Source organism: Streptomyces sp. GL_148, from assembly GCF_057834205.1.
Window position 1 is genome coordinate 2,526,914 of record NZ_CM174396.1, and the last position, 15,619, is coordinate 2,542,532.

Genomic DNA, 15,619 nt, shown 5'->3' on the forward strand with positions numbered 1-15,619 from the left:
CCCAGCCTTTTGCGCTCTGTCTGATAGGCGCGAGCGGCAGCGCGTACAAGGGCACGAGCCGAATGCATGGGATCCGCGTACTGGTTCGCCGCTTCTCCGAGCGACTCGCACAGGGCGGTGTAGGCCCTGATGCGGTCACACGGGCTCTCCTTGCACGCGGCAGCCCTTGCCCCGTATCGAGCCGACCGGACGTCCAGCTCCCAAGCCTTTATTGCACTCACCGCTTGGCCTCCTTCTCAGTGCTCCACCGAAATCCGGTTGTCTTCACGTACTCCCCCGCAATGGACGCAGGGTCTACCACCCAATGCGTCGTCATGACTTTGAACGGGCCTAGAATTTGAGCCGCAAGGCCGTCCAGGAACGTGTCTGACACGGTGCCGGCGGGCATGGCCTCCGCCCGGATCCCTACATACGTCCCGTGCTCCGTCAGGTCTGACGCCGTTCTCACGGTGACCTCCACCCGAAAAACTCCCGGGGTCCAGTGGACATCAACGCGGTAGGCAAATCCTTCCGCCTGCCCAACTGCCATATGCGTATGTGCAACACGCTTCATCAGCCCAGAGCCTTTCTCAGCGCTTCGCGGGAGGCCTTAAGGAACTCGGCACGCTCCCGCCCCTTACTCGTGAGAGTCCCGCCATGTACGAACCCATAGCGCTCCAATTTGCGAACCACGCTGGCGCGGCCGGCAACAGAGCCATCCCAGATCAGGGCGGATATGAGTACGTCCTCTTGCGCATTCGTCAGCACAAAGAAGTCCACTACGTTCCCTTCCGATAGTTGACCGAGCAAGAGACGCGGGGACTATCCCTTTCCCCGCGCCCCAAACTCGGCCGACTAGCGAGCGCGAGCGTTGTTCAGTGCCTCTACCGCTGCCGTCTGGAGTTCCTTGGAAAGGCACCCATTGTGGCGCCTCGCACGCCGCATGTGGCTGTAGAACATGACTCCCTCCCAGTTCTTACCGTCCTCGGCGCATCCGAGGATGCAACGCACCTTCCAGTGCGTGTCACTGCCCGGGTATGGGGCCAACGGCTCCCAGCCCAATTCGTGAATGCGCGTCAGCGCCTTAGCGGCTGCCGCTATGTTCCGCATGCTTGCCCCTGTCTTGAGGATGGGGTCAAGCTCAGGAAGTTCGGGGGTGTGCTCGGTCATTCGTGTGTTCCTTTCAGAGAGCGGTCATGTGCTGCATGTACCAACGGTGAGCGTTTCCAGCGATGTCACGAACGATTACAACGCTTGCGTCTGCCGGAAAGCCGACTTGTTCCACGTGTCCCCGGCACCCTTCGTGCTGGGGTTTGCCGCCGAGCGGGTGCCATCTTGCATTGAATGTCCGGATCTCTCCGGAACTGCAAAGCATTTCCAATTCCTCGCGGGTCATTGGCACAACGTCCTTTCGTTAGGTACAGAGCAAAGGGCACGGACGGCTATCCCTATCGTCCGTGCCCCAAACTCACTGCCTAGCGTCGGGTACGGCACTCGCGGCAGTAGACGCACGGGTCTACCACGCGAATACCGCGCTCCTCGAAAACTTCAGCCGCCCAACCTGTAAGCGGACCGACAGATGTCTCCCTCTCCAGATCCACCACAGCGGCATTAAAGAGGCTCCACCCCTCCGGGTCTATCTCCTGCCAGTAGGCGAGTAGACCATTCAGCAGCCGCTTTGCCTCCTTGCGATCTTCTGTGGAGGACTCAGCCCATACAGGGGACCGGGCCCCCTTTGGGTAGGTCTTGAATTTCGCCCCTTTGGTACTTGCGTAGACGTAGTAGCGAAGGTTTACCGCGATTGTCTGGGATGAGCGACGCATTAGCCCTTGCACCCTTCCTTGCAGCCTGCCTGACTGGCCGAAACGGTCGTAGGGCTGTAGCCCCTACGGCTCATTGCCGCACTCCCCTTACGTGCACACGGGACGCACAGGAAGTACGCACAGAAATTGTCTGCGACCATGACCCGAGCAATTGCACGGCACTTCACAGCGCGGCATACGTGCTTATGCATGTTGAGCTTCACTCGCCCTACCTTTCCTCGTACCTCTGAGCGTGTCTCTAGAGGCCCGATACCGGGGACAGAGTGGCACTGGCCGCGTACGCGCGGCTGCACTTCCCTGCCCTCGATATTGAGTCGCTAGCTACGCCCCCCAGTGCTCCGAAAGGCCGTCGCCCTTGCACGCTGCGCACTCGCACGTGCGGACCTGGTGCAGTTCGCGGGGGTGGAACAGCGCTTCCATCTGCCACGGGGCATCGCCACTGGTCCACGTGTAGCGAACCTTGACCATCCCCCCACAGGCCCCGGTCACATGCGCTTCAAAGACAAAGGGAGACCGCACGGACTTAAGGCTGCTGCGGCTACCCGGCACGTGGTAGAACGGCCGCACCAGAACGAGCCGACCGATCAACGATTCCGGCGAATGCCCGTGATGCGTGATCGGCTCTCCAATCGGACGGGTTTCACTGTTGCCCCACGTGTCGTGACTTACGTACGTCTGCATTGCCTGTCTCCATCTCTCCACCCGTAGGCGGACATGAGATGGGCACGGAGACCTATCCCTTGACCCCGTGCCCAACGAACCTGATCCCGCGGTGGTGCTGTGCCGGCGGACCTACGTCCCCCTGTACGTCAGCTATTGGTAGATCTTGCCGTCGTCGCCTACATACAGCTCGAACTCTCCGCAGGCACGAGATGCCACGTCAAGAATCGTTGCGGCAGGCTCGGCCCAATCCCCATCCCAGAAGCCGACCCCGCAGCCGTTCCGTGTCATCCAGAAGTCATGTCCCGCGTCGGACTCACGCCCCTCGAAAAGCGAGGCAGCGGCATAGCGGAAGGACGCACAGTCGTTGAGCATCCGCGCCTTTGTCACGTCGCTCAGATCCGCAATGTTGGGGGGCTCGCTGTCCGTCCATTCGTCGCTGTGGTCCAGCTCTGCCAATGCACTACTGATGTACTGCTCCGCGAAAACGCTAAGCTCCACAGGTCTACCCTTCTTACCTACTGCCGTACGCAGTGGACAGAAGGGCACACGGGGCTATCCCTATCCCGTGTGCCCGTACTGCCGACTACGGCCTAGCGTGCGCGGTAGCGCGTCTTACTCAGATTGAGCTCTACGAATGCGGGACCGATTCCGTAGCCTGCGGCGTAGTTCACCGCATCCTCGTATCGGTCAAACCGTGTGTGCCAATGCGGTCCGATGTGAGCGACGTACATTCCTGCCCCTACTTAATCGGTATGCTTGTGGTGTCCGGCCCGTGTTCCTCACGGTGCAATTCACACCGCGCCTGGCACGTAAAGTGCTTTTCTCCGAACCTTTCCGTACATGCCCAATGCGTCGGTGTCTCGTCACAAAAGGGGATACAGATAACCCCTTGTGCCGCCGCATAGCTGCTGTAGTGGACGCCTACTCGACTAGACATTTCATGCCTCCCTATCGAACGGGTGATAGAGGGTGCGCCATTCGAACGTGTCCGGGGTGAAGGATGCGCCGGACGTGATTCGGCCCATGACCTTTCCTCCGAGTTCCCGCCCGATCTTTCGAGCCTCAGCCCCCGACACATACGGGGCACGCTTGATTTCGGTTGCGGGACCGGTGACCTTGACCCATATCGAGCCGTGCCCGTTGTCCTCACGGACCACAGTGAGAGCGCTCACGCTTCCACCATCCGAAAGCCACCACGGGCACCCTGCTCAATGAGCTTGGACGGGTAGTCGAAAGGGCAACCCGTGTGGCGGAATTCGAGGGCCGATTCCCAGTCTTCCGGGCTGTAGGGGTACAGGCTTGCGCCTACCGCTTCCGCATTGTGTTCCTTGGCAAACGCGGCCAACTTTTCCTTGGCCTCACGCCCGTTCTCCACACACGCGATATCGAACGTGTTGGATCCCGGAAGCTCGTTTACGTGCATGTAGACAATCCAGCGCGGTCCCGCTTCCTGACAAACCTTGCACGTGACAGGGAGTTCCTTGCCCGACATGTAAGAGCTAGGACTCATGATGCCGGACCGCCCGCACCATGTGATGTTTTCGCCCATACGGTCGTCGTACTGAAACTCTTCCCCCTTGAGGGCATGTTCGACGGTGCTGAACTCACCTATTCGCACGATGATTCGCGAAGTCTTAGGCATGTGGGTATCTCCTCGTTCTCCACTACGTCTGTCGTAATGGGTGAGAGGGTGCACAGGAACTTATCCCTAGCCACTGTGCACCCGACTCCCCTACGAAACAGGCAGAGCTGTGCCGTTGCCGGCCTAGCTACCCAACGGGCGTGACGCGAACGTTGGTGCCGTTCATGCTGGCGTAGCCCGTGCGGTAGATATCTGTCTTGACGCAGATGCCAGCGTGCGCCCTACTGCGCGTGAAAGCCTCTACGGTGCGGATCATGTTTCCCCACGAGCGCACTTGGTAGACGAACGGCCCTTCCGCATCCGTGATGCTCACCTGGAAAACGTCGTGGTTGACGTTCTCCCGATGGAACGTGAACGTGTTGAGCGGGATCAGCCCGCGTACACGAGGCGGGTTGGTCTGGAACTCCACAGCTACAGCCACGACTACTCCTTAGAGGAACTCGGTTACGGTGAACGTTGCGGTATCGACCGCTTCCATGTCCTCTTTGGCGTGAGCCAAGCAGTAAGCCACGGGGTTAAGCTCGTGAGAGAGGCCGCTGGTAGATCGGAACGTCATTTCTGCGATCAGCACAGCAGCATTTCCGCACGCGTTACGGACGCAACCCATTGCGTCCCCCTCAAACCTTTTAACCTCGTTGCCCGTTGTTTCGTCTGTGAGACGAGACATCTGCACCCCTTAAAGGTGTCCTCATGGCCCCTCAGGGCCCTTTCGAGTGCCTAACCGACACTCCCCCCGACTCACTCACTCCGAGACGCTTAGAGACAGGCTCAGTTGGTTGGGTGAGTATCAGTCACCTTGACCACTGACCACGCTTGCCACGTCAGTTGGGTGTGTGAGCCGTAGGCAATCTCAGTTGGCATCACATTTCCTCAGCACTACCCGACGCTTTCGCGCTCTCAGCCGTTGACGGCGAGGTCTCAGCCTCGCTCGGCACTGTGGGAAGACACCCCGTATTCGCTTAGGGGTGCAAGTGCTTTGGTTTGCAGTTTTCAAGGAAGGTACGAGGCCGCCTAAAGGCGCCTTACGTGTCTGAGTAGGTATCCGTCGGGTCGGTCGGTACAGGCCGCCATTGACGTCATCAGGGCCGATACAGGCCCGGTGAGTGGTGGACACTCACCCGCTCCTATGTGGTGGAGACCGTGCGCTCATTTCGCTACCCCCTTTCCTGTCCGCCCCGTTCGGTGGGGCGGTTGGTGACAGGGAGGACATTGCCCGGACTCATCACGGGAAGCAAGTAGCGATGTAAGGGTGATTCAGGAAGCGCACGCGCGCACATTGGGCACCACTAAACCGCAGGTCAGGGGGCACGCGCTCGCCGCCGGCGAAAGGGACAATAGCCCACATATAGGCGTCATCACGGGAAGCAAGTTCTTTGCATTCCCTTTACCTATAGCTGTGACATACCAGGACATATAGCTTGACTGACGTAGCGTCAAAGTCAGGAGTGTTAGGGCTTATGGTGCTGTCCAAAGAGGCGTTTTCACGCTCTCGGCACGCATGCTGATGGTGCGCCAGGCGAACCTGACGGACACTCAAATGAAAATCCATTTCATCTGATGCTCAGTCACGCTACTGGGTGGTACCTGACGGGTAATTAGTCACGCCTATTGATGCACCAATTAGGTGGTGCATCATTATCATTCACAAGCGCACAAGTAATTATTGTTACCGCACCCCATGTGATGCATGAATACGGGGGTAATATAACGAGAATGCTGTCATGAGGACCGCAGGGGCGCCTTCCTGTCATCATGTACGGGTTTAACATCTTTCACAAAGGCGCAAGCTGCGCCCCCTCAGACCCCTCACGACAGCCGGCACACCTCCCCTCGGCCCCCTCTAGGCCCTCCACGAGCCTCCGCGGGGCCTCTAATGTTGCCTCACTTAGGTGCGGTAACAACATTATTGGTGGTCTCGGTCACAGCACTGTCCTGGGAGTCTCCACAGGACACGTACGTTAACTATGGCGGGGTTGCTCTATACCCCGCCTCACACAGTAGCTCTGCCGTTGGCAGTCATACTTTCCAATCTCGCTGACGGCCCCCTCGGAGGCCGATAAGCTCGACTACCTCTGACCCCAGCACTGAAGGTAGACAGCTATGTCTCACAGCACCTTCTCTCAGCCGGTTCGCATCAAGGCGCCTACCAAGCCGAACCTTTCGGGTTTCCTGAGGCCGGCAGATGCTGAGCGGGACGCACTTGAGGAAGACGCCATGGTTAAGGGCGTCAAGTATGACGGAATGCACTTCATCGGCATTACAGCTGAGGTGTTCGAGGTTGACGGCTGCCGCTTTGAAAACGTTCGATTTACTGGGAGCACTTTCGAGCGCGGCCAGTTCAGCAATGCCGAATTCGAAACCTGCGACTTCTCCCAGTTGACTGCCCATGACGTTTCTCTAATTCGCTGCACCGTTAGCGGCAGCAGGATTACAGGATCGTCCTGGAAAGCTGGCACCATCCGTGATGTTCAGTTCTCTGGCTGTGTTGCCGCCCCGGCCATGTTCCGGGGTATGAAGCTCTACTCTGTGACGTTCGAGGATTGCCGACTGATGGGTGTCGACTTCCAGGGTGCAGAGTTCCACAGTGTGCGCTTCGTGAACTGTGACCTGAGCGGAGCACAGTTCGCCAACGTCAAAGTAGGGACAGCCCGATTTGACTTCTGCACCCTTAGGGATGTTGGAGGGGCTTCAAGTCTGAAGGGGGCAGCAGTACGAGGCCCAGGAGCCATGGAACTGGCCCTGAGCCTCGCACGAGACGCCGGTATTCGCTTCGAGGACTACTAGGCAGCCCGCGCCGGGTCGTAGCCGGCATAGGCAGCGTCGGAGATGGTGCGGGCCACGTGGGGGAAGTCGATGTTCTTCCCCCACGCGGTCAGCTCGTCCAGGAGCAGCCGACCGTAGGGGGTGAACTTGTCCCGCTGCTTCAGCAGATCCTCGCACGCGTCGCTGAGGGAGGCCGTGTAGAGGTCCACGAGCGTGGTTTCGCCCTGGTGGTCCTCCATGTACATCAGGGGGACCGTCACGGCTGCGGCGTGGAATGCCTTGTCCAGCGGCCGACGCTGACCGATCTTGACGGCCGAGAGAGCGCGGTGTTCGTCCGCCTCCAGTTCGACGGAGGTCAGGTGGAACGTGCCGTAAACGGCGTCGCCCAGGAACAGGTTCAGGTGGATGGCCTCGTGCACCAGGCACATGGCGTAGTCCATCGTGGTCCACGTTGAGCCGGGGCTCATGACAACCAGCCCCGGAAGCTGAGATGCCGAACCTCCGCCGTCCTGTCCACTGTTCAGAACGACGACATCCGCGATCATGAAGTCAACCAGCGTCCTGAGGTCGGGGCTGATCCTGCGAATCAGGCTCAGCGCGTCACGGATGCTCGTGTCCCATGCTTCACGGGTAGGCCCATCGGTAGGGGTGGCTCCCCCCAGGATGTGAGGGAAGACCCCGTTCTCGGCACAGTGCCGGGCCCACCTTCCATCCTCGTAGGCGATGTTCATGCCCTCGTGTTCGATCGGCATGGGCCGCAGTTCGGGCGCGGAGATCGCGGCACGGTAGGCGCTGGGCAGTTCTTCGATGCTCGGCGCCTCACCCGTCATGGCGCGCACGAAACGGGCGGCATTCAGGTACGTGTGGCCGAGGTTCATGAAGTGCATTAGGGCTCCTCCCTAGGGCTATGCGCGTGCCCGGAGGGGAATCCCCTCCGGGCACGCTTAGGGCTTTACTGCACGCGCGCTACGTGGCCGTTAGGCGACGTCGGAGACCCAGCCGCCCATCATGGCGTTGTTGGCGTCCGCCTGGGCCCGCTCGACGTTGGTCCGAACGGCCGCCACCTGCTCCGCGGACTCGTCGGCCGCGCTGGCCACGATGCCGGCGAACGCGTCGCTGGTCGTCTTCAGGGTGCTGTTCATATCGAACCTCCTGGTTGATGGTTGGGTCATTTGACGGTGCACCTTCGTGGACGCACCAAGGAAATGGGTTTCCTTGGCTCCACGGCTCCCGCGTGCACTCGGGAGGTCTGTCTCCACCCCTGCCCCGTGGGGGAACGAATAGCGGGGGTGGAAGTCTGTAGTAATGCTGGGGCCCACTCCGACCGCCAGCCCTTCCAAAAGCAGACGGCCGGAGTGGGGATTTACCCGTCACTCTGCTGGGCTCCCAGATACGCGGGGAGATTGAGCGTTCTGGTTCCATCCAGCAGAGTGACGGAGCTAATGAAAGGTGGAAGTTTCGTCAAGAGTCTTACGGTCAAGCGACAGCGGGAAATGCACGAAGGACAGCAGACCTTTCCGTTCGCAGTCCTTGCCCCACAAGGCCGCTAACCATCCACCGCCGTGGACTTCTGGAATCGGCCGAAGGGTCATCAGGTGCCGCTGATCATGGTTGTGCGGAGGTAGCTGACAGGTCAGGACCTCTGGAAGCTGACCCTCATAGCGGCTGGTCCCGGGGTGGCAACGTCGGGAGAGTTCAACGTGGTTCGCTCTCCACCAGGCCAGAGCGCCACACATACGATGTCCGGTACGCACGGCAGTTCAGCTAGGCCGCTGTCGGCTCCACGGTCTCAGAACTCTCGGCGGTGTACGCCATATCCATGATTCTGTTGAATACGCCGTCCACGTCATCCCGTGCACCAGCCAACCGGAACTTCCGGGCCGCTTCCCAGAAGATCCGAAACTCAGAGTTCCGCATCGAGTCGGCGGCGTAGCGAATGAGGGACTCCGTTGTAAGGACCCCGGTCCTGTGTTGGACGGCCCAGAGGGAAACCCAGCGGTTGACGTGAAAGATCTTGGCCCGAGCCATCTCCGAGCCAGCCGGAACGCTCTCACTCCAGACGGCCGCCATCAGCGGGTTGGCCTCCTCGTCCGCCAAGAGGCGTTGATGCATCCTGGCGGTAACGAGGTGGGCCCGCTCGCGGTGCTGCTGGTTGCTCTGCCGCAGCCGTTCGACCTGCACCAGGACTCCCGCAAGTACAGCCCCGGCCAGTACGTAGTTCTTCATGCTCTCTCTTCCCGACCTGCTCTGTGTTGTAGCGGTCACCTGGGGGCTTCAGGGGGTCTCATGTCCAGAGACGACCCCTTCGACCAGTAGGCATCCGCCGGAATGTTCGTCAGCTCCGGGTGCCGGCGGCTGACATCGTCGGGGCCGTCTTCAATCGTGCGCAGATCCTCTCCCTGCTGCATGAGGGCCTGGTCCAAGGACACTCCTACTGCCTCGAAGAGCATCGGAAGCGCAACGAAGACGGCATCAACTCGCTTCTCTTCCTCGCTTACGTACTCGTCTGCCGCAAGGCGTTCCTCTGCACGGGCCCGCACATAGCCCTCGACCAAGAGAGCTTTGAACTGGCCCAAGTTGAGGCCTCCGAGTTCCTCGCTGCCGCTCACGTCGCCCTCCTGGTCCACTCCCGACTGACTTCCGTGTAACTGGCCTTCCGCAGTTGGCTCAGAACGGCTTGCCGGCGAGGGCCACCAAGTAGAGGGCGCACCCAGGCGACTCCGTGCACGTCCACGAGAACCCGGCAGACGCGTCCTGTGCGCTCGTCTACGACCGCCTGACCAGTGAACGGTTGATAGGGAGGCCGGAGTGGTCTCACAGGATGTCGTGGAGCCGCACAAGCACCCTCTTCACCACCTCGGTCGAGTTGTCGTAGCGAGGCAGCATGACGGGTTCGGGGGTCAGCCTGTGGAAGGCCCGTGCTTCTATCGCGTTGGGGAGGTCCGCCACTGCGGCGGGCTGGTGACCAGTGCCAAGTTCGGTGCTCACAGGGGCTCCCTGCCCTTCGAGTCAGCTTCGGGCTTCTGGTTCCAACCTTGGGCCCCAACTGGCTACGCTGACCAGGTAAGTCAAGGTGCGTAGTGAGATCCCGCAGAAACAGGGGTAGTGACGTGGGCCGACCGCGTAAGGAGCTGGACAGGACAACGCCAGCAGGCTTGCTAGGTGCGAAGGTCAGAGACTTGCAGGACCTACGGGGGCTCACCGCCAAGGAGTTAGCTGCGAAGCTCTTCATCTCAGAAACTCGCCTGATCAAGATCCAGACGGCCAACGATCCGCCGAACAAGGAGATGGTGGAACGGCTCACGGCCGTCCTGGACGCCGGCGACTCTCTGACTGAGCTGTATCCCCTGATGAGCCTTGCAAGCTTCAAGGACTACGCGCGACCGTTCCTTGCGAAGCAGGCCAAGGCCAAGACGATAAAGGAGTTCTCACTCCTCATCCCTGGCCTGCTCCAGACACAGGCGTACGCCGCAGCACTCATGCGGCTGGGTGACCCTGAAGGGCGGGAAGAGGAGATCCGGGTAGCCGCTGAGCGTCGGTACGAGCGGCAGGAGGTCTTGGAAGGGGCGGATGCTCCCTGGCTGTGGGTCGTTCTCGACAGGGGAGCACTCACCAAGGTGATCGGTTCGCGAGCGATCATGCGCGAACAGATGGAGCATCTACTCAAGGTCGTACAGATGCCGAACATTCACGTACAGATCCTTCCGCCTCACTGCCCGACTGTCGGCGGATCCATTAGCGTGCTCACCTCGCGTACCGGTGAGGTCTCCGCGTACACGGAGGGCTTCGACGTGGGCCGGTACATGCTGGATGCTGAAGACGCAGAGCGGTTTCAGAGGATCTATGATCAGCTCCACGCTGAGGCCCTATCGCCCAGCCAGTCAGAAGAGTTGATCCGGGAAGCACTGGGGACGTACACATGATCACGCAGCCTGCTTGGCGCAAGAGCACGTACAGCGGCCAGAACGACAACTGCGTCGAGGTCGCCACGAACGTTCCCGGAGCTGTCTCCGTCCGGGACACCAAGGACCACAGCCAAGGAGCATTCACGGCCTCCCCCAAGGCATGGTCCAACTTCGTTGGCTTCGCCAGGGGTCAGAGCGTCTGACAGGCCACGTACACTCAGAGCTGAGGGCCCTCCCCCATATCCCTGGGGAGGGCCCTCGTGCGTCTCTGGGGCAGGCTAGGCAGTGAGAGCCTTCCCCCCGCCGTAGCGGTAGTAGGTGGCCTGAGAGATTCCCAGGGCCTTGCACATGTTCTCTACCGTGGCCCTCTTACCAGCCCGCTTCAGCCTCTCAGCGGCGGCTTCGATGGTCTGTGCGTCGATGACCTTACGAGTGGTAGTAGCGGCGGTGAGAACCTTCTCAAGCTCCTCTGTCGCCCCCTCCGCTTCCAGGGTCAGGTTCTCAGCTACCTCAGTGAGAGTGTCGAGCTGCTGCACTGCTGCCTGAGACTGAGAGAGCACGAGGGAGGTCTGAGAGGTCACGGTGCGAGTCAGCTCCACCGTGAGGAAGTCGATCATCTCAGCAAGCTCCCGCTTCTCCTCAGCAGCAGTCTTCACCTGAGAAGGAGTCTCTGCCATGTGCACCAGGTGCGCGATGGTGAGAGGGGGCACGCAGGAGACCGCGACCACCAGGTGAGCAGAGCTGGTCATGTAGTCCTGTTCGATCAGGTGCGAGATCGACTGAGCCGACATCGCCAGCGTGAGAGCTACGAGAGATCCCATGAGAGCCGTCACCTGGCCCGGTAGTTGCATCTTGCGGCGGTAGGTGGCGATGGCCCCGGCTGAGAGGGCATAGACCGAGAGGCAAATCGGCATGGCGGGTGCGTAGTTCTCAGACCATCCGGCGGTTCTCGCCAAGGCCACTTCCCCAGGGATGGAGAGGTAGAGGGCTGCCACGCACGCGGCCGGCAGCGCTACGTACAGGATCCCCTTGAGGTACCAGGGCAGGGCTGAGCTGGACACAGGTGTGCCTTTCAGTTGAGGGAGTCGGGTTAGGCGTTGGTTCGGCAGTCGGCGCACAGATCAGCGGTGACACCGAGGCGGAAGGGCCTGCCGCACTCCTGGCACTGCGAGCGCTGGGGGCGAGGGGCAGCAGCCGTTGCCGGCGGACGGATCTCGGCCTTCTCGGGCTGGAACTTCTCAAGCCGGTGCGTCACGAGAGCCGCCGCGGATTCGATGGTTGCGGGAAGCGCACGAGTGAGGGCGGTGATCACCTCCATCTCGTGGAGACCGTCACTGAGCCACTTGGCAGCCTTCGGCGCGAGCCGCATGACTTCCTGAGGGGACAGCCTCAGCCGACGCTCAAAGCTGCCCAGGCGGCCCAGACACACGGCAGCCCGAACGGTCACCGCGTCAGCGGTGCCGGAGGCGCTCTTGTCGTCGTCGTTGTTGGGAGAAGAAATCTCCTCCCCCTCCTGCTGCTGGCTCTCGCCCTCGCAGCCTTCAGGCTCCGGGGCGGCCTCGGGGAGGAGGTCATTTCCCTCGTGTATTACTCCCTTGGGATAGCCGCCGACAGCCTGACCAGTCGGGAGACCGACCGTCGGCATGTGGTCAGTCGGGGAGTCCGTGACGGAGGTGATGGTGACCCAACGGCCAGTCTCCGGGTCCTGGACCCGGGCACGCTTCACGTAACCGGCGTCGATCAATTCGTTCATGGCGTTGGAGACGGTGCGCCGTCCGTTGGGCACGGCAGCAGTGACACGCTCGACCGTGACGCTGTTAGCGTCCGGGAGCGACAGGAGACGGGTCAGCAGACCGACAGCTTCGAGGCTGAGGGAGCTGTGACGTGCGATCTCGTTGGGTATCTGGACGTAGGCGCGGGTGTGCCTTGTACGCTGGACCTGCATCTAGAGCTTGCTCCTCTAGGTGGAGTGGAGACGTAAGACCCCGGCAGCGTTGGCGCGCTACCGGGGTCTCTTGCTTCCCGTGAAGCTACTCCTGCCGATCACGGGAGGCAAGTGGGTTGGCGGAGGAAGCTTCCAGCAGGCCAGCCCGGCGCAGCGAGATTTCATGGTGTTTTCGCAGGTCAGATGGGGTTAACAGTCCGGTACCTAAGCCCCCTGAAGTACACGCACGCGCTGCTCAGCATCATCCTCCCCGTCCTCTTCGTGATCATGGGAGGCCTGGGCCTGCCGGGCGGCGCGGTGTACATCGAGCGCGACCGGATCGAGGGCCGCTGGCGGCACAGCCTCATCTCGGCGGCCGGCCCGCTCACGAACGTCGCCTTCGCGGCCGTCTGCACGGCCCCGTTCTGGCTGAACGCCCTGGACGGGGTCCCGATCCCGTTCCGCTTCGCGCTCGGCTTCCTGGCCCTGCTCCAGGTCTCGGCGGCGATCCTGAACTTCCTGCCGGTCCCGGGCCTGGACGGCTACGGCATCATCGAGCCCTGGCTCTCCCACAAGATCCGCCGCGAGGTGGCGCCGCTGGCACCGTTCGGCCTGCTGGCCGTCTTCGCACTGCTGTGGATCCCGGAGATCAACGCGTACTTCTTCGACGCGGTGTACAGCGTGCTGTCCGCGCTGGGCGTGAACGAGCTGGAGGCCTACTGCGGCCGCAACCTCTACCAGTTCTGGCAGGACACCAGCGGCTTCTGCCAGGCCCCCTAGCCGGCGGTGCGGGACTAGCCCACGGTGCGGGACGCTGCGGCCTTCTCGATCTTCGCCTTGCGCACGTAGAACCACGCCATGTTCGACGTGATGCCCGCCATCAGCACCCACACGATCCCGAGCAGGCTGCCCTCGACGAAGGAGACCACGGCGGCGGCCACGGCGAGGACGCAGAGAACGACAGCGAACACGGCAAGGCGGGGCATGGTGGGGGCTCCTCGAAGACACTGAAGCGGTTCAAGCCCCTCCAGTGTCCCCCATGCCCCGACGTGCTCCCGTCCGACTGATTTCCGCCGTCCCGCCGAGGGGACGCGGGGCCACCCGCCCTGTCGACCCCGGCGAAGGGGCCGGACGGGTGGCCACCCTGCGGGCCCACCGGGCCCGGCCCGGTCAGACGTCCGTGATGCGCAGGCCCGCGTGGGCCTTGTAGCGGCGGTTGGTGGAGATGAGGTTGGCCACCAGGGATTCGACCTGGTGGGCGCCCCGCAGGCGGCCCGCGAAGACGCCCCGCATGCCCGGGATCCGGCCGGCGAGGGCCTGCACGATGTCGGTGTCGGCGCGGACCTCGCCGAGGACCATCACGTCGGTGTCGATCTCCTCGACGGACTCGTCCTGGAGCAGGACCGCCGAGAGGTGGTGGAAGGCGGCCGTGACCCGGGAGTCCGGGAGGAGGGCGGCGGCCTGCTGGGCCGCGCTGCCCTCTTCGACCTGGAGGGCGTACGCGCCCTGCTTGTCGAAGCCGAGCGGGTTGACGCAGTCGACCACGAGCTTGCCGGCGAGGTCCTCGCGCAGCGATTCCAGGGTTTTGGCGTGGCCCTCCCACGGCACCGCGATGATCACGATGTCGCTGCGGCGCGCGCACTCGGCGTTGTCCGCGCCCTCCACCCCGAGGCCGAGCTCGTCGGCTGCGGTCTGCGCGCGGTCGGCGGCACGGGAGCCGATGATCACCTTCTGGCCGGCGCGGGCGAGCCGGTAGGCGAGGCCCCGGCCCTGGTCGCCGGTGCCGCCGAGTACGCCTACGACGAGGCCGGAGACGTCGGGAAGGTCCCACGGGTCCTTGGCGGGGGCCTTCGCGGGCTGCTGCGTGCTGTCTGTGGAGGTCATGGGGGCGAGGGTAGCCGCGAGATCGTCAGAGTCGAATGCGCGGGCGGTGTGAGGTGCCGGAGCACCCGGGGGCGGGAGATGGGGGAACAGCTCCCGTTTGTCCCTTCCATGCGGCAGGATGCCGGTATGGACGCCGTGAGAGTCGCGCTGCTGCGCGAGGTGCTCGCCGGCACGGAGTGGCCCGGTGCCGCGCGCCGGTTCGCCGGGACGTTGCGGCGGTCGGTCGTACCGGCCGGCGGGAACCTGCTGCTGGTCGGGACCGAGCAGTACGAGCCCTGGCACCTGGCGGCGCACCTGGTCGACGAGGCCGCCTGGTCGGGGCTGCCGGAGCTGGCGCCCACGCTCGTACGCCACCAGGTGCTGCCCGGTGACGCCCCGCACCTGTCGGTCGGGCTGAGCCGGCTGGAGGCGGCCCGGCGCGGTCACACCCTGCTGGTGGTGGCTCCGGAGCGGCCCGGGGACGGGCTGCTGGAGCGGGTGCACGACGCCCGGCGCGCGGGGGCGACCGTACTGTCCATGGACGGCGGGGACGCGGATCTCGGGACGCTCGCGCACGAGGTGCTGTCCGTACCGGACGGGGCCGCCGAGCTGGACCTGGACACCGTGCAGCACCTGGTCAGCGCGGCGGCCGGGGAGAACAGCCTGCCGGTGCAGCGCGGGCCGAGGCGGTTCCGGGACCGGCTGGCGCGGCTGGCCGACCAGTTGGCCGCGCCGCCGCCCAGCCGCTGGTAGCCGTAGCGGCTAGCGGCTACGGGGTGCCCGTGGCCGTACCCGTGCCCTCTTCGGTCTCGCGGGTCTTGTCGTTCCATTTGGGGTCGTTCTGCCATTCGAGATTGCGCTCCTGCGCCGTCTCCATGGCGTGGTTCGCCTCTTCGGGTGTCGCGTAGGGGCCGAAACGGTCCTTCGCCGGGCACTCGGGGCCTTCCTCGACCTTCTTGTGGACCAGGCAGTAGTACCACTCGCCGGGTTTGCCCACCTGGCGCTTCTTGAACAGGGCCATCGTCAGGCTCCTCTCTCTGTCGCCATGCTGCCCCAT

19 protein-coding genes and 1 pseudogene are annotated in these 15,619 nt (G+C 62.8%); 5 read left to right on the forward strand and 15 right to left on the reverse strand.

Going from position 1 to position 15,619, the window contains the following annotated elements; genetic code table 11:
• Positions 1-217 precede the first annotated feature (217 nt).
• From AC3IYI_RS11615 to AC3IYI_RS11635, 5 genes are all read right to left on the reverse strand, one after another.
• Positions 218-553: a hypothetical protein gene (locus AC3IYI_RS11615; RefSeq protein ID WP_489410104.1), complete on the reverse strand. Its 336-nt coding sequence runs from the start codon at positions 551-553 to the stop codon at positions 218-220.
• A gap of 1,570 nt (positions 554-2,123) precedes the next feature.
• Complete coding sequence (locus tag AC3IYI_RS11620) at positions 2,124-2,483, reverse strand: hypothetical protein (RefSeq protein ID WP_489410105.1); 360 nt, start codon at positions 2,481-2,483, stop codon at positions 2,124-2,126.
• Positions 2,484-2,615: 132 nt separating this feature from the next.
• The gene (locus AC3IYI_RS11625; protein ID WP_489410106.1) at positions 2,616-2,963 is read right to left on the reverse strand and encodes a hypothetical protein; all 348 of its coding nucleotides are present in this window, start codon (positions 2,961-2,963) and stop codon (positions 2,616-2,618) included.
• A 670-nt stretch (positions 2,964-3,633) separates the two neighbouring features.
• Entirely contained in the window at positions 3,634-4,107 is a 474-nt protein-coding gene (locus AC3IYI_RS11630) for a hypothetical protein (RefSeq protein ID WP_489410107.1), read from the reverse strand.
• 127 nt (positions 4,108-4,234) lie between these two features.
• The gene (locus AC3IYI_RS11635; RefSeq protein WP_489410108.1) at positions 4,235-4,528 is read right to left on the reverse strand and encodes a hypothetical protein; all 294 of its coding nucleotides are present in this window, start codon (positions 4,526-4,528) and stop codon (positions 4,235-4,237) included.
• 1,679 nt (positions 4,529-6,207) lie between these two features.
• Between AC3IYI_RS11635 and AC3IYI_RS11640 the strand changes: the two genes are divergently transcribed.
• Positions 6,208-6,891, forward strand: a complete 684-nt coding sequence (locus AC3IYI_RS11640) for a pentapeptide repeat-containing protein (protein WP_489410109.1) — start codon at positions 6,208-6,210, stop codon at positions 6,889-6,891.
• Here AC3IYI_RS11640 and AC3IYI_RS11645 read toward each other — a convergent pair.
• From AC3IYI_RS11645 to AC3IYI_RS11665, 5 genes are all read right to left on the reverse strand, one after another.
• The gene (locus AC3IYI_RS11645; protein WP_489410110.1) at positions 6,888-7,757 is read right to left on the reverse strand and encodes an aKG-HExxH-type peptide beta-hydroxylase; all 870 of its coding nucleotides are present in this window, start codon (positions 7,755-7,757) and stop codon (positions 6,888-6,890) included. The two genes, AC3IYI_RS11640 and AC3IYI_RS11645, sit on opposite strands and share 4 nt — an antisense overlap.
• 90 nt (positions 7,758-7,847) lie before the next feature.
• Positions 7,848-8,012, reverse strand: coding sequence for a hypothetical protein (locus AC3IYI_RS11650; protein ID WP_489400941.1), 165 nt, complete (start codon positions 8,010-8,012; stop codon positions 7,848-7,850).
• Positions 8,013-8,634: 622 nt separating this feature from the next.
• On the reverse strand, positions 8,635-9,096 hold the full coding sequence (locus tag AC3IYI_RS11655) for a DUF6082 family protein (protein ID WP_489410111.1): 462 nt from the start codon (positions 9,094-9,096) through the stop codon (positions 8,635-8,637).
• Between the two features lie 35 nt (positions 9,097-9,131).
• Complete coding sequence (locus AC3IYI_RS11660) at positions 9,132-9,479, reverse strand: hypothetical protein (protein ID WP_489400946.1); 348 nt, start codon at positions 9,477-9,479, stop codon at positions 9,132-9,134.
• A 205-nt stretch (positions 9,480-9,684) separates the two neighbouring features.
• Complete coding sequence (locus tag AC3IYI_RS11665) at positions 9,685-9,858, reverse strand: hypothetical protein (RefSeq protein ID WP_489400947.1); 174 nt, start codon at positions 9,856-9,858, stop codon at positions 9,685-9,687.
• Positions 9,859-10,049: 191 nt separating this feature from the next.
• Here AC3IYI_RS11665 and AC3IYI_RS11670 point away from each other — a divergent pair, with 191 nt between their 5' ends.
• Together AC3IYI_RS11670 and AC3IYI_RS11675 are read left to right on the forward strand one after the other, a co-directional pair.
• The gene (locus AC3IYI_RS11670) at positions 10,050-10,793 is read left to right on the forward strand and encodes a helix-turn-helix domain-containing protein (RefSeq protein WP_489410112.1); all 744 of its coding nucleotides are present in this window, start codon (positions 10,050-10,052) and stop codon (positions 10,791-10,793) included.
• Positions 10,790-10,978: a DUF397 domain-containing protein gene (locus AC3IYI_RS11675; RefSeq protein ID WP_489400949.1), complete on the forward strand. Its 189-nt coding sequence runs from the start codon at positions 10,790-10,792 to the stop codon at positions 10,976-10,978. The genes AC3IYI_RS11670 and AC3IYI_RS11675 overlap by 4 nt, the downstream gene beginning before the upstream one ends.
• 75 nt (positions 10,979-11,053) lie before the next feature.
• Here the strand turns inward: AC3IYI_RS11675 and AC3IYI_RS11680 are convergent, their stop codons facing one another.
• Positions 11,054-11,836, reverse strand: coding sequence for a hypothetical protein (locus tag AC3IYI_RS11680; protein ID WP_489410113.1), 783 nt, complete (start codon positions 11,834-11,836; stop codon positions 11,054-11,056).
• Positions 11,837-11,865: 29 nt separating this feature from the next.
• Positions 11,866-12,720, reverse strand: coding sequence for a hypothetical protein (locus AC3IYI_RS11685; RefSeq protein ID WP_489410114.1), 855 nt, complete (start codon positions 12,718-12,720; stop codon positions 11,866-11,868).
• A gap of 204 nt (positions 12,721-12,924) precedes the next feature.
• Between AC3IYI_RS11685 and AC3IYI_RS11690 the strand changes: the two are divergent.
• A pseudogene (locus AC3IYI_RS11690) lies at positions 12,925-13,479 on the forward strand (site-2 protease family protein); the annotation flags it as partial.
• Positions 13,480-13,493: 14 nt separating this feature from the next.
• Here the strand turns inward: AC3IYI_RS11690 and AC3IYI_RS11695 are convergent.
• Both AC3IYI_RS11695 and npdG read right to left on the reverse strand, forming a co-directional pair.
• On the reverse strand, positions 13,494-13,685 hold the full coding sequence (locus AC3IYI_RS11695) for a hypothetical protein (RefSeq protein ID WP_489410115.1): 192 nt from the start codon (positions 13,683-13,685) through the stop codon (positions 13,494-13,496).
• Between the two features lie 184 nt (positions 13,686-13,869).
• The gene (gene npdG / locus AC3IYI_RS11700) at positions 13,870-14,583 is read right to left on the reverse strand and encodes an NADPH-dependent F420 reductase (protein WP_489410116.1); all 714 of its coding nucleotides are present in this window, start codon (positions 14,581-14,583) and stop codon (positions 13,870-13,872) included.
• A gap of 126 nt (positions 14,584-14,709) precedes the next feature.
• On the opposite strand from npdG, the gene AC3IYI_RS11705 reads away from it, so the two are divergent.
• Positions 14,710-15,315, forward strand: a complete 606-nt coding sequence (locus AC3IYI_RS11705) for a hypothetical protein (RefSeq protein WP_385378411.1) — start codon at positions 14,710-14,712, stop codon at positions 15,313-15,315.
• A 16-nt stretch (positions 15,316-15,331) separates the two neighbouring features.
• On the opposite strand, the gene AC3IYI_RS11710 is transcribed toward AC3IYI_RS11705, so the two are convergent.
• Positions 15,332-15,583: a hypothetical protein gene (locus AC3IYI_RS11710; RefSeq protein ID WP_489410117.1), complete on the reverse strand. Its 252-nt coding sequence runs from the start codon at positions 15,581-15,583 to the stop codon at positions 15,332-15,334.
• Positions 15,584-15,619 lie beyond the last annotated feature (36 nt).